Consider the following 18,335-nt stretch of genomic DNA (forward strand, 5'->3'; position numbering starts at 1 on the left):
GCAAAATAAAGCCCGTAACAGAGCCCACCGAGCAGCAATATTTGACACATCTTGGCGCAATAGTGTAAAAAATTTACCTTTCATATTGTCTCCGGCTTGCGATAAAAAGGCCGTCCTTAGCCATGGTCATTTTTTAAATGGAAGTTAATGACATCCTTGTTTAGCTGTTAAGGGTTAATTATCAAATCATCGTACGCGTTAGGATCGGACACATCCTGAGTAAACTCTCTACCGTTTATTGGTAATGGCGTGTCTTGCTCATCTTGTGAAAACGCGTCTCGACTATAGCTTGCAAAACTGACTACTTGGTTTTCTATTGTGATGCCAATAGTGCCGGCATTACTGACCAATGAACCATCTGAAGCCGTAAAGGCAAAGCTATCTTGACCAGTTACCGTGGAGTTAGGTGTATAGGTAAAAGCACCGTCAGCCGCCAATGTAATCGAGCCCAATTGAGGTTCGGAGGTCAGTGAGTAAGTCAACATATCACCGTCTTCGTCGGTGGCAGTAACCTGCCCCACGATGACCACATCAGCTTGAGTCGTCAGATCTTCTGACAATGCGTTGGGTGCGCGGTTGGGGATTGGCGTTTCGTCATCATCGTCTCCCCAGTTACAGCCACTAACTAACATGCCCAAGGACATAATCACGGCAAGGTTGATAAATTGATATTTCATAATGTCCTCCTTATTCTGAACCAGGAATTGGCATTGCTAAGTAAGGGAATGAATTCATCATCATTTGTGCATTCACCGGTGCACCGTCAGTGAAAGGAACCGTACCCACGTTTGCATCTTCTGGAGCACATAAACCTAGATCGGTATCAACACCAGCGACAGGTATCGGATGACATAAACGTCCCATCACCACGCGCAAGGCAATATCTACCACGTCATCACCTGGACGGCGGCCATTTGGAAAACCGGCTAAGTCGTTACCTGCCACGCCAAATGCAGATTGATCAGCAGCGGCTGTTGCTGCAATCCCCGTGTTTAGCCTAAGCATTTCAGATGGGGTTACTGTGGCCATTTGGTTTACGCCTACAAATCCAGTTAGAAATGCAGTAACCAGATCGTTTCGAGGGAAGTTAGTAGGTGCCAGAGTTTCAAGGTTGGTACCTAAAGTCGTATTGACCGCATCTTTAAATAAAATATTGAGCAATTCTGGCAACGTTGGATGAGTGACATAATCAATAAACTGACCATCATTCATTGGATGTGCAGAAGAAAATTTATCTTTATCGCCCAATCCAATGACGAGCTCATTTACCAACGGATTACCTAAGCGTGAAACTTGCGTCAATGCCCCGCCATTCACTTCAGTGTTGGCAAAGTCAGCATCAGGGTTGAGAATTCTCGCTTGAGGCAAGCTAGCGGTTGTCCAAGCACCGATGGTGCCATTTCCACTTCCCGTTAAACAGGACTTAGGGACTTCTAAAGCAATCGAGGTTACATTTTTGTCATTCAAATCATCGTTGGTCGCATCTTGAGTGATACCACCGGGAAACCCTTGGCCGTCGTCAGCACCAGGTGCACTGTCCCCTTCTACTGGTACATAGTTTACTAAGTCAAACGTCTTGCCTAGGTTTACCACAAACGGGTCTTTTCGTTGACCTACAAAGACGCGAGCCATTTGTTCACAACCCGGAATACTGGCATCGTAGATAAAGCTATTGGCATATTGTGCGTAAGTGGCACCATCGCTAAAGGTTTTATTACCAATGTAATCAAGGGGCTTGGAAAAATTAGCCGTACCTTCAGCACTATTTTGAATTGCAACAGACGTACCCGTGCGCTGAGAGCCCGACACCATAGTTAAGCTATAAGTTTCACTAAAATTCGCTGAAGCTTGGTTGGTAGCAGTAATGGGGCCGATATTTTTAAGTGGCACGCCAACGGATTTTTGTGCGCCCTCAGGACCTACCATCAGCGCTGCACCTTGATTGTCGTTAAGTAATGACGAGGTAAAGCGAAATTGGAAAGTCATGTCTTCCACTGCATCACCGTCATTGTCTACATGAATGCTGTAAACCGCCGCAGGATCCATCGCAAAATAATTTGGTCCGCCATAAGCGTCTTGCAAAGGAATATAGTTCGCAATCAAAGTGACGTAATCTTCTCGCCCTTCTTCGTAGCTATTGAAAGCGTAAAAATCTGTCGAGTCGACAGTAGGAAGTCGCGTAATATTTGGCGCTTCTCTGTGGCTAGAGGCAGTCGCTGCGCCAGCGACAAGCACTCCGCAAATCACAGATGCCAATTTGGATACGTTAGAATGTTGCATAATTTACCTTCTTTTAATTGATTTATTTAACTCGCATTAGAACTAACGACTCACCATGAGTATTGGATGCAAAAAAATGTCACTATTTTTGAGATAGCTCTTGAGGCGAGATTGAAATGAGCGCAACCATGGGATACTTTAATTAGAGTAAATTCAAACGAATGAATCGTAAGGCATTGAAAAACAAATTAATTACCAAGGTTATCTGTTTAATTTAGGTGATAAAGTGCCGTTGGAAGATAAATACATACAACAGGGAAAAAACAATGAAAAACATTTTGATATTGGCTAGCTTGGCGTTAATAGGTTGTGCAAATACGGATTCTGAAGTGCTTAATTACAACAATAGATGTGAAAACTTTGAGCGCGAGACATCCCCCCTAGCTGGATTTGAAGATTTTGACAATAATGTACATAGAGTTGCACCACAATATCCCGCAGAGGCTTCTAGAAAGCGAATAGAGGGTTATGTGGTCATGGTGTATGATATTACCGAGCAAGGCAAAACGGATAATATTGAGGTGATTGAATCCTATCCATCAGATATTTTTGAGAACGAAGCAAAACGCTCTCTATCACAGTGGATCTATAAACCGGCCGAAAAAGACAGCAAGCCGGTTCGTAGTCCATGTCATCAAGTATCCATAGAGTTTAAAATCGAATAAACCGAATGCTTTTGTATCGAAATTAGTCATTGAATTGCTGAAGCAGCACTCTCATATGCTGCCTCAGCGATGTCGAAGGTATGAACCTGAGGAATGTTCGCCTCGTTACAAAACGGCCAATTTGGCAATAAACAATACTTCAGTTGGAGAGCCGGTAGGCGAACCACCAAGCGGCTCTAGGCTTACGGCCAATGCAGCAATATCGATTTGCTCAAATAGTTCGTTTTTCGCCAACACAACTTTATCTCGTTTTGGTAGTAGCCCTAATGAAACAGGTGCCGTGCCGTCTTCTGGTACCATCCACAACTCATAATCATTAGATGCTCGTTGTTCAACATTTTGAGTGGCTTGCGCCTCAATGGTTTGCTGCAATACTTCGACTAACCACAAGGGTTGTGCTTGTTCATTTTGCACTACGGTAAACTGTTGTACTTGCTGAGGTTCAATGACCTTAGGTTGTATTAATAGCACGGCCAAAACAATAGCGGCGGCAGTTGCCAAACCCGAAAGCCCTTGCCAGAATCGTGTTTTGGTCGAAGATAAACTGACCACATTGTCACCAACAGATTGGTTATCGTCTGCATTGTCTAAGCGGGCCTGTATTTTTTGCCACACAATCGGATCGGGAACAACGGGTTCAAGTTTAAGGGCCAGCCCGTTGAAATAGGACTCCCATTGCACTACCGCATCATTAATACTGTCGTGCTCAAGCAGTAATTGTTTAAATCTTTTTCTTGCGCCGCCGCGAAGTGTGCCCAATACATATTCTGCGGCAAGCGCATGTGTGGTTTGCTGATTAACGTAATTCATAATCCTAAACACCTTTTCAATGACTGCATACCGCGCCTGATTAAACTTTTGCTTGAGCCTAGCGGACGTTTGATATGGTCCGACACTTCTTGATGAGTAAGACCACCAAAATAAGCCAAATGTATTGCCTGCCGCTGTGTTTCTTCGAGCTCTTCCAAGCAATAATCCAATTGTTGCTTTTCGTGTGCAGACAGCGGAATGCTATCTTCCACCACAACCTCGTAGTTTTCTTCCAAGCCGTTGCCTTGGCGTACTTTACGAAAGCGTATTGCATCAAATGCTCGATAACGCACAATACTCACCATCCAAGTCAGAACCTTACCTTTTGAAGCGGAATAGTCACCGGCGTTGTGCCAGATACGAATAAACGCATCTTGCAAAGCATCATCCGCCTGTTCTTTGTTTTGCAATATTTTTAAACTCACTGCATAAAGCTGATTACAGGTGGCTTGATACAGCTGTTCAAACGCCTTTCTATCGCCTACAGCTACTTTTTTGAGTAGCTTAAAATGTTGTTCGTGTTCCATTGTTCACCCAAGTAACTAGCCACAAATCTTGATACCCTATATAACATAACGTTCGACAGTCACAATTAGATGCAATTAATTGCAAATAAAATTAAAACTAAGTCTTTGTAAACAGTTAAATTAGTTGACTTGGTTTTCTGTTATAAAGTAATCAGTAGGAGTTACCTTGATAAAACGGCATTTGGGGTTTGCCTTTAATGTTCTCGCATTGGGCTTATTTTTTCCTGGAATTCTATTACCGATGTTTTCGTTAAATATGGAAATGGCGGCGTCGGTTGGCGGTTCAACTCTCAGTTCAGCTCTGGTGGACAAAGAGCTTTCGATCATGGCAACCATCGATGAGCTGTGGCATGACCAACGTTTACTCGTGGCCTTTTTAATCTTTTTGTTTTCAGTGATCATTCCGCTGGTTAAAACCGCGCTTGTGACGCTTGCTTATTTTCAACCGGGTACCAGGCTGGCTTCTAAACTGTATGAATTTGTCGCGCAGATTGGCAAGTGGTCAATGGCAGATGTGTTTGTTATAGCGATTTTTCTGGCCATATTATCGACCAACCATGCTGAGACAACAGAGTCTCACCAATTCAGTGTTTTTGGGTTTAAAATGGGCTTAGATATTAGCACTCAAACTCTTTCCAATGTTGGCACTGGGTTTTACTTTTTTGCGGCTTATTGTGTGGTGTCACTGTTGGGCACTCAACTGGCGCTTTGGGGGCATCGAAACCCTCCAACTAGCTAACCTTGACTCAGGTTATCTACAATGAATAAAAAACAGATAATAGCCATAAATTCTTACCCTGTTGCTCTTTAGTTATTTGATTACTTAAGGTGAGCTAATAATATTCACGTCGAACTGGTCACTTGGCGTTGAAGGCGGGGCGATGTTTCTATATATTTGTTACTAAATGTTACATAAAAATAACAATAATTAGGACATTTATAATGACTATTCAAAATTTCGACGTGCAACCATTGTTTGCTATCCCCTATTTTCGAGCTAATTTAAGTCATGCGATAAGCAAAGAGCAGATTGAATATATTAAATCATTCAAAATGCTGCCCAATCAGCAGAATATGATTTCTGAAAACCTATCGATATTCGAAGATCCCAAGCTAGCCAGTATTAAAAAAGCGGTTCAAGAGGCACTCGATATATACGCCAAAGAAGTGATGGGCATCGAGCAGAAGCTTTACGTAACCCAATCCTGGTCTTTGATCAATAATCCAAACATCGGTATGCACACCCACTCACACTCCAATTCCATTGTTTCTGGTTCACTGTATTACGCTGAATTACCCGCGCCAGTTTCACGAATGGTGTTTGATAAACACACTACTTATCGCCAGCTTGTGATCAATCCATCTAACGACAAACAAAATATATACAACACGCCAATTAACGTAGTGACACCTCAAACCCATGATATTTTGTTATTCCCTTCTGAACTAACTCATCAAGTGGAACCTAACCTTTCTGACAAACCAAGATACTCGATCGCATTCAACTGTTTTGTTAAAGGGAAATTAGGCGATCTTCGCGATGTCTCGCAATTGACATTGTAGGCAGACTCTACAATCTACTGAGCTTATCAACTGATGAGCTCTAGCGACCCTAATGAGCAAACTTGAATTGAATTAATGTGATTACCAAGGGCTTCAATCTGACAATTGGATTGAGCTGGGCTTCATCAAATCTGACTAACTGCAAAGCGCGAAAAGCGGATCTTGGGTTGTCTGAGTTGAAGGTCTGCTCCAGCAGTGAAAGCTGTCACTCAATAATTAGTATTAAATTCTATCTGCAGGACTCGTTGTATTGCAAAATCGCGAGCCTATGACATGCGTATAAATTTCAGTTGTGCGCACATCACTATGACCCAACAAATCTTGAACCGTCCTGATGTCTGCTCCATTCAATAATAATTGAGTGGCAAAAGAGTGTCTGAATGTATGCGCAGTTACTCGTTTAACTATATTACTTTTCATTACAGCAGCGCGCAGTTGTTTCCGATAGGTAGAATGATGGAGGTGATGTCTGCACACATAGCCATCATGAGGATGCACACACCTTGTCGAGGACGTGAAAATGTATTGCCAGGCGGCATCTTTTGCAGCGTTACCGTATTTGCGTATAAGACTAGCGGGTAGAGAGGTTAAACCATAGCCAGCGCTAAGGTCTCTCAGGTGCATTTCCTTGGATAAACTAATCTGGTTTCGTATCGGCTCAATAAGCTTTTTAGGCAGTAACGTATATCGATCTTTTCCACCTTTACCACGAAATACAAAGATTGTCTGATTGGAAAAATCAACGTCTTTAATGCGTAACCCCAGCGCTTCGTGGATCCTCAACCCTGCTCCATACAGTAACGCAGTGATGAGCTTATACTTGCCGCTCATCTTTGATACCACAGTAGAGACTTCATCGGCATCTAACACTGTCGGCATTCTGCGAGGCTTTTTAGTGAACGAGTAACTCAAACCTACAATGTCACGTTTGATAACATGTCGATACATGAAGATTAATGCACATAGTGCTTGATTTTGAGTTGCGGCGCTGACTTGACGGTTCATTGCCAAGTGATTTAAAAAGCGCTCAATGTCCAAATTACCTAAATCCAATGGATGTTTAAAATTATTGAACCGTATAAAGCTTCGGATCCAATTAAGGTACGACTTTTCGGTTTGCAAACTATATTGTCTGGTTCTAATTTCAATACGAACTGACTCAATAAATTCTGACATAAAGCCCCCCAATTATAACTGTATTAATATACAGTTATAATTGAGATATTCAGAATCTGCCAATAAAGTTCTCACTTTTACGCAATGAAATTCTCACTTTCGACGGATAAGAGTGGGCTAAGTCATTAATTTTAAAATAGATCGTTTTATTCGAAAAAGTTTACAGGGACCCCTATAAACTGAAATTCGTACTTTCCCCATGAGTCATAATCATTTAAATGCTGGTAAAAGCACTTAAGCCATTGCTATTATTGAAAAAAATAATTAATAACATGTGGGTTCACAGTGTTTCGATTTTGGGCATACCGCGAATTCGTAGTAATACACTGTTAGTTTACTTGGAGTAACACTCAATTATGGATGATGTGTCTGAGCAATTTAAACCAATCCAGAAGCGGTTTTATGTCATATTGTTATTAACCGCTGTGTTCTTTTCGAGTGGTTTTATCCTTCAATATTTTGGCATTGAGTTTCTAAATCCTTTTTATGGTGCATTAATCGGAGTGTTAATCTTTAATGTTGGTATCTGGTTGTATTACAGGTGTCCAAAATGTAATTCGGTTCCATTTGCATTAGGCAGCGAAGGCGTAGAAATCAGACCTAAATCCTGTCATAAATGTGGTTCCAAGTTCAGGTAAAGTAAACTAACAAGTCATTAAAGCAGGACAAAAAACAGTTGGCTTTTGCTCCTTCGTCGCTTATTTTAACCAACTATTTTTAGCCTCTTAATGAGGCGTTATATGCCCTAGAGGGGTTCGGAAAACTTGAATAAGTTTGACTATAAATTTGATGCGGCACCCAATGGAAAAACTAAAATAATTCGCTATTTCGTTTATACGTTTTTAGTTGTTTTAGCCACTTTTTCATTCGTATATTTAGTTCACTATACGGGAGATGCATTGGCCATCGATGTTAATAAACCATTGCGGGAAATTCCTACTCATATTGTCATTATAGGTTTCTTGGGAATACTTGTTGCTTTAGTGCTTATTTATTCCATTTTACTTTGGGTTGCGAAATCAATATTTACAAAGTTCACAGTGTAGTTTGGGCATATAACAAGTCACTCAAGTAGGACAAATAACAGTTGGCTTTTGCTCCTTCGTCGCTTATTTTAACCAACTATCATTTGCCTCTTAGTGGGGCGTTAGGTAACCAAGGAAATACAGGTGCATATTGTCATAACTGAGAAGGAAGTGGTTCTTACTAAACAGGAATACCAATCGTTTCGGGAAATTCAAAACGACTTCTTTGATTACGTTACTTCACTTGGACCTTGGACTGCCGAAGAAATTGTCGTTTACCTTGAGACTGAGTACCCAAAGATTGCACCTTCTGCAAAAGAGCAAGTAGAAGCACTTATTAAATCTGGTCATTTTGAGGTTATCTTAAAAGAGCTTGGTGAATAAGGTTACCTAACAAGTTACTCAAAAGGACGCAAAACGCTTGGCTTGCGCTCCTTCGTCGCTAATTTTAGCCAAGCATTTATGCGCCTATTAGTAAGGCGTTATACGAAGGAAGAAAAATGAGCATCACTCTAATAGTCACGCAAAGCTACGATGAGAATTTCAATGAAACTGGTGAGGAAATTCACGAAGATGAGTGGGACGAGTTTGTCGAGTCACAGGATAATTTGCGTTTTAATTCAGAGCCAATTGTCTTAAAAAATCCAGCAACTGGTGAAACAATAGAAATGTCAGCTCCTGAAGGGGCAACTGAGGTTCTTGTTAACGGTAGTTGGTATCCGTTTCTTAGCTTTGGTAATGGCGAGCTTCGAATGCAGTATCTTCCAGATTTCGAAAACTCTGATAATTCAGTTCGTAAAGCCATCGTAGGTGTTGCAGGTTATTTTGCAGCTCTTATTACTACAGATGCCGGTGACGAAGTTCTAGCATGGTAAAATCGTATAACAAGTTGCTCAAGTCGGATTGTGGTAAACTGTCACCTTGTTTGCAAAAAGACGCAAACAAGCCGCCATTTCACCACAACCGCTTAGCAAGGCGTTATACGGCAAGGATTCTATGAAGCACGGAGTTATATTAGTAATTATGGGAATATTTTCAATATTTGGTTCAAAAGCAAATGCATCAGTTGAAGCTGATTTTTGGAAATGGTTTCAAAAGAATGAAGATATGATCTTCAATTTTGAAAAAGATACTGAAAATACTTTTGATAAATTATCTTTAGCACTTTCTAAAGTAGATCCAGAGCTTACTTTTGAGTTTAGCCCTATTCGCGAAAATGGTAAAAGAGAGTTTGTTTTAAGCGCAGGTGGTATAAAAAAATCCTTTCCTTCGGTTGAATTACTATTTAACTCAGCACCTGAATTAAAACAATGGACAATAGTAAAATTTCGTCCTAGAAGAACACCACTGAACGATCTTACTTTTGGCGGTGTATCAATTAAAGCTGATGATGTTTATTACAATATATATAAAGACGAAGATAAATTGGGCGTCGTTTTGTTTTTTGATAATTACAGCGATAAAGAACACACAACTTATGGCAACCTTGGTTATCTCTTTTTAGATGAAGCTCTTGGTGAATATGACGTTGAAACCAAATTGGGTTTTATTGAGTTCCATAATAAAAGTTCAGAGCATTTTGATGGTGCTAAACCAATTAGAGAGTTAGCAACTCAAGTTGATGAGTATTACGATAATTAGTGGTAATGCCGTATAACAAGTCATTTAAAAGGACAAAAAACAGTTGGCCATGCTCGTGCCTCGCTGATTTTGGCCAACAATTTTTTGCCTCTTAATGAGGCGTTATGTTTGCTAGCTAATTCGGTGCTGTGCAATTTTATAAATTTGGCCTTTATCTCTTTTGCCGACTGAAATCACCGTAATCGTCACTTTCTCATCTTGAACTTCGTAAACTAGTCTATAACCTGCTTGCCTTAATTTAATCTTGTAAAGGTTATTTGAGCCGGACAATTTAGCACTAGGGATATGGGGGCCTTCCAAAACTTCAGTTAGTTTCTTTTTAAATTGTTCACGAACTGTTGAGCCTAGCTTTTTCCACTCTTTTAATGCTGTCTTTTTAAATTCTAACTCAAAGGTCATTTAGGCTAACCTTGATAGACTCTTCTCCTTTTCTTTGTTCTGCGATTCTCATCAGCTCTAAGTCTTCTAAATGATCAATCATTTGCTCATAAGTTTCTGCTGGAATACAATAAAATGCAGGCTCATTTCTATTCAGTACAGCAATTGCTTCTCCGTCGGCACTTAACGCAACTTTCATTGGGTTGGCTTTTAGCTCACTTATACTTGCAGCTGTTTCGGTCAATATTCTGTTGGTCATATTTTTCTCAGTGCGATTTACTGGTCTTTTAACAGGTCTGATTATAGTACCACAAACATAACAAGGCAATTAAGAAAGACAAAAAACAGTTGCCTCCTGCTCCTACGTCGCTAAAGTATAAGCAACTATTTTTTAGCTTCTCATTGAGGCGTTAGTCGCCCAAGTCTCACCCTGGAAACTTCTGCTTTGTGTGAAGTACCCTCATTACCCTAATATTTTTTCCATCAAAGTAATATGACACAATCATTGATATATCTGGAATTAGTAATAAGCGCCCGTTTATGCCATCTCGCTCGACTCCCATTTCTGGTTGAAACAATAAGCTTTGCACTTTTTCTTCAATTGTTTCGTCCGTTGCTTCTGCCGCCATGGGATTAAATTCATATAGAAATTCAAATATCTTTTCTCGGTCAATTAGAGATTGCTCTTCCCAATAAATCACTTTTAATCCCGTAGTCTAATTTTTGCTTTTCTTTGTTCCATTGATGTCTTTGCTGTTTCATGAGGTACAAACTTAGATTTCCCAGCTTCCATCTTTTCAAACGCCTGATTAACCTGCTCCGTTAACCAAGAATCGTGAGATGATTTAAGGCGTTGTTGCTCGGCCAATTGTTCTGTCAGCTCTCTACACGCATCACTTATCGTACGGCCCTGACTTTCAGCCATTTGTTGAGCTAGCTTTTTGACTTGCTCATCTATTCTGAATTGAATTCGTGTATCCATAAATCCACCTTGTAATGACATCTGCGCTCACAGACTATCCAAGGGCGACTGACAAGTCAATTAATTGTGATTCGAATACATTTGTCGATTTTTATTGCTCACAACGCAAAAAAACTGCCAAACTATCGAACACATTATTGAAGCGTTAGCTTTACGGAGTTCGAATCGCAAATGGATTCTTTGTTAGCAGTTTTTTTAACAACCTTGCCCTTAATCGGAGGCGAACTATATTCACGTTACGAATATGGCATGTCATTTCGGGAAAACTTTGAGAAATGGCGCACAGCTAAGATTGTAGCCGTCGTTATCGGATTATCATATTACTGCTTTATTCTATCGGTTGGGAGTGCTGCCATTGTTTTCGATATTTTCGATTGGGTATTTTTCTTTTTTGAATTTGGTATAGCACTATCCTTAATCATTTACAGTAAGCCCATGAGTGAAAGTTTAGAGAATTACATAAGCTTTCGCGCCGTAAACTTGCATGAAGATGTAGCATTTATTATCGGTTGGCTACTACTACTTTATATTATGTTTCAGGTTGTTATTTATGCCATGTAAAGCTAACAATCCATTCAACCGGCCCCCAACTCGTTGGCTGGGGCTTGTTCCTCGCAATTATAGCCAGCAAGTCTGAGCTATTACACTTGAGCTAGTGACTATTGTACTAGCTTATGTAGATGGTATCTGACGCATATTGATTTGATGCAATTAAATTGGTCCTTAATATGCTAATTTTCATCAAAAAGCGTTTATGTAAATCTTATTCAACTCTTGTAAGTTTTTCTTCTTCTTATCTCAATATTGGCCACCTAACGCCCAGAAACAGCATTTTTAGCGTGTTTTTCAGACGATATTTTTTGGCATAGTATTTGAAGTTATCAATTTGAAAATTGCGGATATTGACTGAAATCTGCATTCCAATTTATTCAATAAGTAAACTTCGTGACAAAGGAGAATACACATGAAAAAACTAATACCTTTATTGGCCGTATCAGCACTAACTGCGACAAGTTATGCACAAGCGAATGACGATCTACGGATAGACAACGGATTTTATCTTGGAGGAAATTATGGCCATCTGAGAGTGGATGGCGATGATGAATTTGATGATGACAAAGATGCATATCAATTTCTTGGCGGATATCAGTTCAACTCTTATTTTGCGATCGAAGGATCATACGTCGATTTTGGCGAATACGGTAGTGATGTAGCTTCAGTTGATACCGATGGCTATACCCTAGGGCTAAAAGGTATCCTACCGATCTCTGATAGATTTTCAGTGCACGCAAAATTGGGACAACTTTGGTATGAATCTACCTTAAACACCTTCAATTTTAGCGACAATAATGAAGATGAAGGTCTGTTTACTGGACTTGGAGTAGCCTATGCTCTCACGCCAAGCCTGTCAGTAAGCTTTGATTACACCTTATACGACGCAGACTTAGATACCGAAGAAGCGTTTGAAGATTTTGAAGATGCTAACTTCAGCACCGATCTAAAACAGGCAAGCATCGGTTTTAGTTACATTTTCTAATCATTAAGCGTTACTAGGGCAGAGCAAGCTAGAAGCGACAAAGATAGGCTTTTGAATTACTCTGCTAGCAGCATATCTTAAAACAAAAAAGGCGCTAATCTTGCGATTAGCGCCTTTTTTAATACTAAAACTAAAGCTTATGCTTGCGCTTTAGTGACGATCTCAACCAAAGTCCAGTTTTTAGACTTAGACAAAGGACGACATTCACGTACTGTTACTACGTCACCTTCGTTACATTGGTTAGTCTCATCATGAGCGTGTAGTTTAGTAGTACGCTTGATGAATTTCCCGTAGATTGGGTGCTTCACTTTACGTTCTACAATAATAGTAATGGACTTGTCCATTTTATTACTAACCACACGACCCTGTACTGTACGAACCGATTGTTCAGTCATAATTATGCTCCTACAGAAGGCGCATCAGCCTTTTCAGTCAACATGGTTTTAACACGCGCGATGTTGCGACGCACTTTACGTAGCTGGTCGGTTTTTTCCAACTGGCCAGTGCTGTGCTGCATGCGTAGGTTGAATTGCTCACGAAGTAGGTTTAACAATTCCGTGTTCAATTCTTCTACGTTTTTGTCTTTCAGTTCAGCCGCTTTCATTACATCACCGTCCGAGTTACAAAGGTTGTTTTAAATGGCAGTTTAGCCGCTGCCAATTCAAACGCTTCGCGCGCTAATGATTCAGGAACACCTTCCATCTCATATAACACACGGCCTGGTTGAATTTGGCATACCCAGTACTCAACGTTACCTTTACCTTTACCTTGACGCACTTCTAGAGGCTTCTCAGTAATTGGCTTGTCAGGGAAAACTCGAATCCAAATTTTACCTTGACGTTTAACGTGACGAGTCATAGCACGACGTGCTGCTTCGATTTGACGTGCAGTCATACGACCGCGGCCAACCGATTTAAGACCGTAAGTACCGAAGCTAACTTTACTCCCCGCTACAGCTAGACCACGGTTGCGGCCCTTGTGCATTTTGCGGAATTTCATACGTTTAGGTTGTAACATAATTAGCCCTCACGCTTAGCAGAACGGCCTTTCTTCTTAGGTGCTGGAGCAGGTTGCTCTTGGGTAAGAGGCAGTCCGCCTAATACTTCACCTTTGAAGATCCAAACTTTAACGCCGATGATACCGTACGTAGTCAAAGCTTCAGAAGTTGCATAGTCGATATCAGCACGGAAAGTGTGTAGTGGTACACGACCTTCACGATACCATTCTGCGCGTGCAATTTCTGCTCCGCCCAAACGACCGCTTACTTGAACCTTGATACCTTTGGCACCCAGACGCATTGCGTTTTGCACTGCACGCTTCATAGCACGACGGAACATAACGCGTCGTTCTAATTGGCTTGCGATGCTGTCAGCAACAAGTTGGCCATCTAGTTCAGGTTTACGCACTTCAGCAATATTGATCTGAGCTGGCACACCGGCTAGCTTAGATACATGTTTGCGAAGCTTCTCTACATCTTCACCTTTCTTACCGATAACAACACCAGGGCGAGCAGTGTGAATAGTCACACGAATGCTTTTCGCTGGGCGCTCGATAATGATTTTAGAAAGAGACGCGTTTTTCAATTCTTTTGTCAGGTATTGACGTACCTGGTGATCATTAAACAGGTTGTCTGCATATTCCGCTGTGTTAGCGTACCAAGTAGACGTCCATGGTTTGCTGATACCCAGGCGTATACCTGTAGGATGTACCTTCTGTCCCATTACAATCTCCTAGTCCGCTACTACAACAGTGATATGACTGCTGCGTTTAAAGATACGATCAGCTCGGCCTTTGGCTCGGGTCTTGATACGCTTCATAGTTGGGCCTTCATCAACGAAGATTTTTGCGACAGTCAACTCATCGATGTCTGCGCCTTCATTGTGTTCAGCGTTCGCAATCGCAGACTCTAGTACTTTTTTGACTAGAGCAGCGCTTTTCTTCGGACTATAAGTCAGAACTTCAAGCGCCTTTTCAACGTGTAAACCGCGAATTTGATCTGCAACCAAGCGTGCTTTCTGAGCCGAAGAACGGGCAAAACGATGTTTAGCTAAAGCTTCCATAATTTTTCCTCTTATCTCTTCGCTTTCTTATCCGCGACATGGCCGCGGTAAGTACGCGTTGGCGCAAATTCGCCCAACTTATGGCCAACCATTTCGTCAGAGACGAAAACAGGTACGTGCTGGCGACCGTTATGGACCGCAATGGTCAACCCAATCATATCTGGGATGATCATGGAGCGACGAGACCAAGTCTTAATTGGTTTCTTTTCGCCCTTTTCCACTGCAGCCTCTACCTTCTTCAGCAAGTGCAGGTCAATAAATGGACCTTTCTTGAGAGAACGTGGCATGGTGAATCCTCGCTGTTACTTGTTACGACGACGTACGATAAGTTTATCGGTACGCTTGTTACTACGGGTTTTCTTACCCTTAGTCGGGACACCCCAAGGTGTTACTGGATGACGGCCACCAGAGGTACGACCTTCACCACCACCATGTGGGTGATCTACTGGGTTCATGGCTACACCACGAACTGTTGGACGCACACCGCGCCAACGTGTTGCACCAGCTTTACCTAGTGAACGAAGCATGTGCTCAGCGTTACCGACTTCACCAATGGTGGCGCGGCAATCAGCCAATACTTTACGAACTTCACCAGAACGCAGACGAAGTGTTACATAACCTTCGGCACGCGCTAAGATTTGTGCATATTGTCCTGCAGAACGAGCAATTTGCGCGCCTTTACCAGGCTTCATCTCAATGGCGTGTACAGTTGTACCCACTGGGATGTTGCGCATAGGCATTGCATTACCCGCTTTGATCGGAGCATCAGCGCCAGACTGTATAGCTTGTCCAGCTTGAGCGCCTTTCGGTGCAAGAATATAACGACGCTCACCATCTGCATAAAGCACAAGTGCAATATTAGCAGAACGGTTAGGATCGTATTCCAAACGTTCAATTTTGGCTGGAATGCCGTCTTTGTTACGCTTGAAGTCGATTAAACGATAATGTTGCTTGTGACCACCACCAATGTGACGCACGGTAATGCGACCATTGTTGTTACGACCACCAGACTTGCTGTTTTTCTCAAGCAATGGTGCGTAAGGCGCGCCTTTATGTAGATCAGGGTTAATAACCTGAACTACGTGACGACGACCTGCAGAAGTCGGCTTAGCTTTTAATAATGGCATCTCTAATCCCCTTCTTAAGCTTCGCCACCGACGAAGTCGATGTCTTGACCTTCTTTAAGCACTACATATGCTTTTTTCCAGTCGTTACGCTTACCAAAAGACTGACCGTGACGCTTGGTTTTACCCTTTACGTTCAAGGTGCGAACACTATTTACTTCAACTTCGAAAAGCTTTTCAACAGCAGCTTTAATTTCAGCTTTGGTCGCGTCTTTTACGACTTTGAAGACAACAGCGTTGTTGCTTTCAGCAGCCATGGTTGATTTTTCAGAAACGTGTGGTGCTAAAAGCACCTTAAGCAAACGCTCTTCAGAGATCATGCTAATGCCTCCTCTAGCTGTTTAACCGCATCGGCAGTGATCAACACTTTTTCGAATGCAATTAAGCTTACTGGGTCAATACCCTGAACGTCACGAACGTCAACTTTATACAAGTTACGAGCAGCTAAGAACAAGTTCTCTTCTACTTCAGACGTTACGATTAGCACATCATTAAGCTCAAGTTCATTAAGCTTAGCAACAAGTGCTTTCGTTTTAGGTTCATCAACACCAAATTTTTCTACAACAACCAAACGTTCTTGACGTACCAATTCAGATAGGATGCTACGAATAGCTCCACGGTACATCTTTTTGTTTACTTTTTGGCTGTGATCTTGAGGCTTGGCTGCAAACGCACGGCCACCACCAACCCAAATTGGGCTGCGGATTGTACCAGCACGAGCACGACCAGTACCCTTTTGACGCCATGGCTTCTTGCCACCGCCTCGAACTTCAGAGCGTGTTTTTTGTGCTTTAGAACCTTGACGGGCTCCAGCACCGAACGCCACTACTACTTGGTGTACTAGGGCTTCGTTAAAATCACGTCCAAAGGTCGCTTCGGAGACTTCAAGAGCGCTGTTCGCGTCTTTCAATACTAATTCCATCACTTCACTCCTCAGACGTTACGCTTTAACTGCAGGCTTGACGATTACATCGCCGCCTGGAGCGCCAGGTACTGCACCTTTGACTAAAAGAAGGTTATTCTCAGCGTCAACACGTACCACTTCCAAAGATTGAGTAGTCACAGCTTTGTTGCCCATTTGGCCAGCCATTTTCTTACCTTTGAAAACTTTACCTGGTGATTGGTTTTGACCAATAGAACCAGGAGCACGGTGTGACAACGAGTTACCGTGTGTCATACGTTGATGGCTGAAGTTCCAGCGCTTAATGCCGCCCTGAAAACCTTTACCTTTTGAAGTTCCTGCTACGTCAACAAGTTTAGCTTCAGCAAAAATCTCAACAGTAATTTCACTGCCTACTTCAATGCCTTCGCCTTCGTTGCCGTCTAAACGGAACTCCCATAAACCGCGACCAGCTTCCACGCCAGCTTTAGCAAAATGACCTGCTGCAGCTTTATTAACGCGGTTCGCTTTTTTATCGCCAGCGGTTACTTGTAGCGCGCGATACCCATCTGTTTCTTCAGTGCGTAACTGAGTCACACGATTTGGGGTCGCTTCAATAACAGTCACAGGAATTGACACACCATCTTCAGTGAAGATGCGAGTCATACCTACTTTACGACCGATAAGACCAATCGCCATTGTTAAAACCCTCTCTTGTTAGCCCAGGCTGATTTGAACATCAACACCGGCAGCCAAGTCCAATCTCATCAATGCATCAACTGTTTTATCAGTTGGTTCAATGATATCTACTAAACGCTTATGCGTACGGATTTCATACTGATCACGTGCATCTTTATTTACGTGAGGAGAAACCAATACGGTATAGCGTTCTTTGCGAGTAGGCAGTGGGATAGGACCGCTAACCTGAGCACCAGTACGTTTCGCAGTTTCAACGATTTCAGCCGTAGACTGATCGATCAACTTGTGATCAAACGCTTTCAAACGAATACGAATTCTTTGATTTGGCATCGATTAAGCTCCAACCGAAAGAACAAAAAAAACCATCCACACCAACCTTTCTATTAGGTGGGAGGATGCATGTAAACCGATAACCCCCAATTGGGGTCTTGTTTGTATATTCTCAGCGCTGCAACAAGTTTGAGCGTTAGCCTGTACTCATTGGTCCTGCCAAAAATCACTACCCATAAGGGCAAGTGGGCGCGAATTATACATGCGCTGTAAAAATATGCAACGCCTAAATGTAATAAAAGCCACTGATAGCGCAAATTGCCATAAGGGCTGATTTAATATCACAAAAAGCTATTAGAAACTGTACCTAGGGACAGGTGCGCTTTAGCTATCCTTATTCTAACCTTTTAGTGTCTGTATTCAAAGTCTATTGCGTACGCGGTTCGCTGCGTTCTTCACAAGCGATTTTGGTTAATACAGACACTTTCTGGGTACGTGGTTACGTACTCTACATTTATCAATCAAAAGGAATTCGCAAATGCGAGAATTGAATGAAAATCAAGTAGTAGAGGTTAATGGGGCTTTTGGTCCGGCGCTAGTGCTGGGAGGAGCGATAACATTTCTAACTTACGTTAACGCAACAGGAACCGCGCAGAGTTTTGGTCGAGGTTTGGGTATGGGCTTCTACGACGCGATACATAAGTCAAACTAGGAGATA

At 42.0% G+C, this 18,335-nt stretch carries 30 protein-coding genes; 10 read left to right on the plus strand and 20 right to left on the minus strand.

Translation table 11 applies throughout. The features are described 5' to 3' along the window. Nucleotides 1–167 precede the first annotated feature (167 nt). Both ABD036_RS03790 and ABD036_RS03795 read right to left on the minus strand, forming a co-directional pair. Nucleotides 168–677, minus strand: a complete 510-nt coding sequence (locus ABD036_RS03790; RefSeq protein WP_343856648.1) for an Ig-like domain-containing protein — start codon at nucleotides 675–677, stop codon at nucleotides 168–170. Between the two features lie 10 nt (nucleotides 678–687). Continuing rightward, nucleotides 688–2,280 carry a DUF4331 domain-containing protein gene (locus ABD036_RS03795; protein WP_343856650.1) on the minus strand — a complete coding sequence of 531 codons (1,593 nt, stop codon included), beginning with the start codon at nucleotides 2,278–2,280 and terminating at the stop codon, nucleotides 688–690. 266 nt (nucleotides 2,281–2,546) lie between these two features. On the opposite strand from ABD036_RS03795, the gene ABD036_RS03800 reads away from it, so the two are divergent. Further along, nucleotides 2,547–2,945: an energy transducer TonB gene (locus tag ABD036_RS03800; RefSeq protein WP_343856652.1), complete on the plus strand. Its 399-nt coding sequence runs from the start codon at nucleotides 2,547–2,549 to the stop codon at nucleotides 2,943–2,945. 105 nt (nucleotides 2,946–3,050) lie between these two features. On the opposite strand, the gene ABD036_RS03805 is transcribed toward ABD036_RS03800, so the two are convergent. Both ABD036_RS03805 and ABD036_RS03810 read right to left on the minus strand, forming a co-directional pair. Next, complete coding sequence (locus ABD036_RS03805; protein ID WP_343856654.1) at nucleotides 3,051–3,755, minus strand: anti-sigma factor; 705 nt, start codon at nucleotides 3,753–3,755, stop codon at nucleotides 3,051–3,053. Then, nucleotides 3,752–4,282 carry a sigma-70 family RNA polymerase sigma factor gene (locus ABD036_RS03810; protein WP_343856656.1) on the minus strand — a complete coding sequence of 177 codons (531 nt, stop codon included), beginning with the start codon at nucleotides 4,280–4,282 and terminating at the stop codon, nucleotides 3,752–3,754. The genes ABD036_RS03805 and ABD036_RS03810 overlap by 4 nt, the downstream gene beginning before the upstream one ends. Before the next feature lie 166 nt (nucleotides 4,283–4,448). On the opposite strand from ABD036_RS03810, the gene ABD036_RS03815 reads away from it, so the two are divergent. Next, complete coding sequence (locus tag ABD036_RS03815) at nucleotides 4,449–5,021, plus strand: paraquat-inducible protein A (RefSeq protein WP_343856659.1); 573 nt, start codon at nucleotides 4,449–4,451, stop codon at nucleotides 5,019–5,021. A gap of 203 nt (nucleotides 5,022–5,224) precedes the next feature. Further along, on the plus strand, nucleotides 5,225–5,845 hold the full coding sequence (locus ABD036_RS03820) for a TIGR02466 family protein (protein WP_343856661.1): 621 nt from the start codon (nucleotides 5,225–5,227) through the stop codon (nucleotides 5,843–5,845). Nucleotides 5,846–6,067: 222 nt separating this feature from the next. On the opposite strand, the gene ABD036_RS03825 is transcribed toward ABD036_RS03820, so the two are convergent. Continuing rightward, entirely contained in the window at nucleotides 6,068–7,021 is a 954-nt protein-coding gene (locus tag ABD036_RS03825; protein ID WP_343856663.1) for an integron integrase, read from the minus strand. A gap of 764 nt (nucleotides 7,022–7,785) precedes the next feature. Between ABD036_RS03825 and ABD036_RS03830 the strand changes: the two genes are divergently transcribed. The 4 genes from ABD036_RS03830 to ABD036_RS03845 all read left to right on the plus strand — a co-directional run bounded on the left by ABD036_RS03830 (nucleotide 7,786) and on the right by ABD036_RS03845 (nucleotide 9,687). Next, nucleotides 7,786–8,067 carry a hypothetical protein gene (locus tag ABD036_RS03830; protein WP_343856665.1) on the plus strand — a complete coding sequence of 94 codons (282 nt, stop codon included), beginning with the start codon at nucleotides 7,786–7,788 and terminating at the stop codon, nucleotides 8,065–8,067. 123 nt (nucleotides 8,068–8,190) lie between these two features. Further along, nucleotides 8,191–8,430, plus strand: a complete 240-nt coding sequence (locus tag ABD036_RS03835; protein WP_343856668.1) for a hypothetical protein — start codon at nucleotides 8,191–8,193, stop codon at nucleotides 8,428–8,430. 116 nt (nucleotides 8,431–8,546) lie between these two features. Beyond that, nucleotides 8,547–8,921, plus strand: a complete 375-nt coding sequence (locus ABD036_RS03840) for a hypothetical protein (RefSeq protein ID WP_343856671.1) — start codon at nucleotides 8,547–8,549, stop codon at nucleotides 8,919–8,921. Nucleotides 8,922–8,967: 46 nt separating this feature from the next. Continuing rightward, nucleotides 8,968–9,687 carry a hypothetical protein gene (locus ABD036_RS03845; protein ID WP_343856674.1) on the plus strand — a complete coding sequence of 240 codons (720 nt, stop codon included), beginning with the start codon at nucleotides 8,968–8,970 and terminating at the stop codon, nucleotides 9,685–9,687. 111 nt (nucleotides 9,688–9,798) lie between these two features. On the opposite strand, the gene ABD036_RS03850 is transcribed toward ABD036_RS03845, so the two are convergent. The 4 genes from ABD036_RS03850 to ABD036_RS03865 form a co-directional block, all read right to left on the minus strand. Continuing rightward, a complete protein-coding gene (locus ABD036_RS03850; protein ID WP_343856676.1) occupies nucleotides 9,799–10,086 on the minus strand; it encodes a type II toxin-antitoxin system RelE family toxin in 288 nt (95 codons plus the stop codon). Then, nucleotides 10,076–10,324 (minus strand): type II toxin-antitoxin system Phd/YefM family antitoxin, encoded by a 249-nt coding sequence (locus tag ABD036_RS03855; protein ID WP_343856678.1) that lies wholly within the window; start codon nucleotides 10,322–10,324, stop codon nucleotides 10,076–10,078. The genes ABD036_RS03850 and ABD036_RS03855 overlap by 11 nt, the downstream gene beginning before the upstream one ends. 166 nt (nucleotides 10,325–10,490) lie before the next feature. Then, complete coding sequence (locus ABD036_RS03860) at nucleotides 10,491–10,766, minus strand: type II toxin-antitoxin system RelE/ParE family toxin (protein ID WP_343856680.1); 276 nt, start codon at nucleotides 10,764–10,766, stop codon at nucleotides 10,491–10,493. Nucleotides 10,767–10,768: 2 nt separating this feature from the next. Next, entirely contained in the window at nucleotides 10,769–11,047 is a 279-nt protein-coding gene (locus ABD036_RS03865) for a type II toxin-antitoxin system RelB/DinJ family antitoxin (protein ID WP_343856683.1), read from the minus strand. Nucleotides 11,048–11,218: 171 nt separating this feature from the next. Between ABD036_RS03865 and ABD036_RS03870 the strand changes: the two genes are divergently transcribed. Continuing rightward, entirely contained in the window at nucleotides 11,219–11,608 is a 390-nt protein-coding gene (locus tag ABD036_RS03870) for a hypothetical protein (RefSeq protein WP_343856686.1), read from the plus strand. 403 nt (nucleotides 11,609–12,011) lie between these two features. After that, the gene (locus ABD036_RS03875; RefSeq protein ID WP_343856689.1) at nucleotides 12,012–12,584 is read left to right on the plus strand and encodes a porin family protein; all 573 of its coding nucleotides are present in this window, start codon (nucleotides 12,012–12,014) and stop codon (nucleotides 12,582–12,584) included. Nucleotides 12,585–12,721: 137 nt separating this feature from the next. Here the strand turns inward: ABD036_RS03875 and rpsQ are convergent, their stop codons facing one another. Genes rpsQ through rpsJ form a run of 11 tightly spaced genes read right to left on the minus strand, consistent with a single transcriptional unit; the run spans nucleotide 12,722 to nucleotide 17,677 of the window. After that, entirely contained in the window at nucleotides 12,722–12,979 is a 258-nt protein-coding gene (gene rpsQ / locus ABD036_RS03880; protein WP_343856691.1) for a 30S ribosomal protein S17, read from the minus strand. 2 nt (nucleotides 12,980–12,981) lie between these two features. Beyond that, nucleotides 12,982–13,188: a 50S ribosomal protein L29 gene (rpmC, locus tag ABD036_RS03885; protein WP_343856693.1), complete on the minus strand. Its 207-nt coding sequence runs from the start codon at nucleotides 13,186–13,188 to the stop codon at nucleotides 12,982–12,984. Beyond that, nucleotides 13,188–13,601 carry a 50S ribosomal protein L16 gene (gene rplP / locus ABD036_RS03890; protein WP_286285197.1) on the minus strand — a complete coding sequence of 138 codons (414 nt, stop codon included), beginning with the start codon at nucleotides 13,599–13,601 and terminating at the stop codon, nucleotides 13,188–13,190. Before rplP ends, rpmC begins: the two co-directional genes overlap by 1 nt. A gap of 2 nt (nucleotides 13,602–13,603) precedes the next feature. After that, nucleotides 13,604–14,305, minus strand: coding sequence for a 30S ribosomal protein S3 (gene rpsC, locus ABD036_RS03895; RefSeq protein WP_343856696.1), 702 nt, complete (start codon nucleotides 14,303–14,305; stop codon nucleotides 13,604–13,606). Nucleotides 14,306–14,314: 9 nt separating this feature from the next. After that, the gene (rplV, locus tag ABD036_RS03900; RefSeq protein ID WP_343856699.1) at nucleotides 14,315–14,644 is read right to left on the minus strand and encodes a 50S ribosomal protein L22; all 330 of its coding nucleotides are present in this window, start codon (nucleotides 14,642–14,644) and stop codon (nucleotides 14,315–14,317) included. A gap of 11 nt (nucleotides 14,645–14,655) precedes the next feature. Further along, the gene (rpsS, locus tag ABD036_RS03905) at nucleotides 14,656–14,931 is read right to left on the minus strand and encodes a 30S ribosomal protein S19 (RefSeq protein ID WP_014107406.1); all 276 of its coding nucleotides are present in this window, start codon (nucleotides 14,929–14,931) and stop codon (nucleotides 14,656–14,658) included. Between the two features lie 15 nt (nucleotides 14,932–14,946). Beyond that, a complete protein-coding gene (gene rplB, locus ABD036_RS03910; protein WP_343856707.1) occupies nucleotides 14,947–15,771 on the minus strand; it encodes a 50S ribosomal protein L2 in 825 nt (274 codons plus the stop codon). A gap of 14 nt (nucleotides 15,772–15,785) precedes the next feature. After that, nucleotides 15,786–16,088 (minus strand): 50S ribosomal protein L23, encoded by a 303-nt coding sequence (rplW, locus tag ABD036_RS03915; RefSeq protein WP_343856709.1) that lies wholly within the window; start codon nucleotides 16,086–16,088, stop codon nucleotides 15,786–15,788. Beyond that, on the minus strand, nucleotides 16,085–16,690 hold the full coding sequence (gene rplD / locus ABD036_RS03920; protein WP_343856711.1) for a 50S ribosomal protein L4: 606 nt from the start codon (nucleotides 16,688–16,690) through the stop codon (nucleotides 16,085–16,087). Before rplD ends, rplW begins: the two co-directional genes overlap by 4 nt. An 18-nt stretch (nucleotides 16,691–16,708) precedes the next feature. Further along, a complete protein-coding gene (gene rplC, locus ABD036_RS03925; RefSeq protein WP_343856714.1) occupies nucleotides 16,709–17,347 on the minus strand; it encodes a 50S ribosomal protein L3 in 639 nt (212 codons plus the stop codon). Nucleotides 17,348–17,365: 18 nt separating this feature from the next. Further along, nucleotides 17,366–17,677: a 30S ribosomal protein S10 gene (gene rpsJ, locus ABD036_RS03930; protein ID WP_008845776.1), complete on the minus strand. Its 312-nt coding sequence runs from the start codon at nucleotides 17,675–17,677 to the stop codon at nucleotides 17,366–17,368. Nucleotides 17,678–18,155: 478 nt separating this feature from the next. Between rpsJ and ABD036_RS03935 the strand changes: the two genes are divergently transcribed. Further along, nucleotides 18,156–18,329: a hypothetical protein gene (locus ABD036_RS03935; RefSeq protein WP_343856720.1), complete on the plus strand. Its 174-nt coding sequence runs from the start codon at nucleotides 18,156–18,158 to the stop codon at nucleotides 18,327–18,329. Nucleotides 18,330–18,335: the final 6 nt, after the last annotated feature.

The organism is Aliiglaciecola litoralis (genome assembly GCF_039523355.1).
Lineage (GTDB): Bacteria > Pseudomonadota > Gammaproteobacteria > Enterobacterales > Alteromonadaceae > Aliiglaciecola > Aliiglaciecola litoralis.

Bases quoted from the DNA above. Each gene is read 5' to 3' on its own strand.
- ABD036_RS03790 (WP_343856648.1), bottom strand. From the start codon at position 677: ATGAAATATCAATTTATCAACCTTGCCGTGATTATGTCCTTGGGCATG.
- ABD036_RS03795 (WP_343856650.1), bottom strand. From the start codon at position 2,280: ATGCAACATTCTAACGTATCCAAATTGGCATCTGTGATTTGCGGAGTG.
- ABD036_RS03800 (WP_343856652.1), top strand. From the start codon at position 2,547: ATGAAAAACATTTTGATATTGGCTAGCTTGGCGTTAATAGGTTGTGCA.
- ABD036_RS03805 (WP_343856654.1), bottom strand. From the start codon at position 3,755: ATGAATTACGTTAATCAGCAAACCACACATGCGCTTGCCGCAGAATAT.
- ABD036_RS03810 (WP_343856656.1), bottom strand. From the start codon at position 4,282: ATGGAACACGAACAACATTTTAAGCTACTCAAAAAAGTAGCTGTAGGC.
- ABD036_RS03820 (WP_343856661.1), top strand. From the start codon at position 5,225: ATGACTATTCAAAATTTCGACGTGCAACCATTGTTTGCTATCCCCTAT.
- ABD036_RS03825 (WP_343856663.1), bottom strand. From the start codon at position 7,021: ATGTCAGAATTTATTGAGTCAGTTCGTATTGAAATTAGAACCAGACAA.
- ABD036_RS03840 (WP_343856671.1), top strand. From the start codon at position 8,547: ATGAGCATCACTCTAATAGTCACGCAAAGCTACGATGAGAATTTCAAT.
- ABD036_RS03850 (WP_343856676.1), bottom strand. From the start codon at position 10,086: ATGACCTTTGAGTTAGAATTTAAAAAGACAGCATTAAAAGAGTGGAAA.
- ABD036_RS03855 (WP_343856678.1), bottom strand. From the start codon at position 10,324: ATGACCAACAGAATATTGACCGAAACAGCTGCAAGTATAAGTGAGCTA.
- ABD036_RS03865 (WP_343856683.1), bottom strand. From the start codon at position 11,047: ATGGATACACGAATTCAATTCAGAATAGATGAGCAAGTCAAAAAGCTA.
- ABD036_RS03870 (WP_343856686.1), top strand. From the start codon at position 11,219: ATGGATTCTTTGTTAGCAGTTTTTTTAACAACCTTGCCCTTAATCGGA.
- ABD036_RS03875 (WP_343856689.1), top strand. From the start codon at position 12,012: ATGAAAAAACTAATACCTTTATTGGCCGTATCAGCACTAACTGCGACA.
- rpsQ (WP_343856691.1), bottom strand. From the start codon at position 12,979: ATGACTGAACAATCGGTTCGTACAGTACAGGGTCGTGTGGTTAGTAAT.
- rpmC (WP_343856693.1), bottom strand. From the start codon at position 13,188: ATGAAAGCGGCTGAACTGAAAGACAAAAACGTAGAAGAATTGAACACG.
- rplP (WP_286285197.1), bottom strand. From the start codon at position 13,601: ATGTTACAACCTAAACGTATGAAATTCCGCAAAATGCACAAGGGCCGC.
- rpsC (WP_343856696.1), bottom strand. From the start codon at position 14,305: ATGGGACAGAAGGTACATCCTACAGGTATACGCCTGGGTATCAGCAAA.
- rplV (WP_343856699.1), bottom strand. From the start codon at position 14,644: ATGGAAGCTTTAGCTAAACATCGTTTTGCCCGTTCTTCGGCTCAGAAA.
- rpsS (WP_014107406.1), bottom strand. From the start codon at position 14,931: ATGCCACGTTCTCTCAAGAAAGGTCCATTTATTGACCTGCACTTGCTG.
- rplB (WP_343856707.1), bottom strand. From the start codon at position 15,771: ATGCCATTATTAAAAGCTAAGCCGACTTCTGCAGGTCGTCGTCACGTA.
- rplW (WP_343856709.1), bottom strand. From the start codon at position 16,088: ATGATCTCTGAAGAGCGTTTGCTTAAGGTGCTTTTAGCACCACACGTT.
- rplD (WP_343856711.1), bottom strand. From the start codon at position 16,690: ATGGAATTAGTATTGAAAGACGCGAACAGCGCTCTTGAAGTCTCCGAA.
- rplC (WP_343856714.1), bottom strand. From the start codon at position 17,347: ATGGCGATTGGTCTTATCGGTCGTAAAGTAGGTATGACTCGCATCTTC.
- rpsJ (WP_008845776.1), bottom strand. From the start codon at position 17,677: ATGCCAAATCAAAGAATTCGTATTCGTTTGAAAGCGTTTGATCACAAG.
- ABD036_RS03935 (WP_343856720.1), top strand. From the start codon at position 18,156: ATGCGAGAATTGAATGAAAATCAAGTAGTAGAGGTTAATGGGGCTTTT.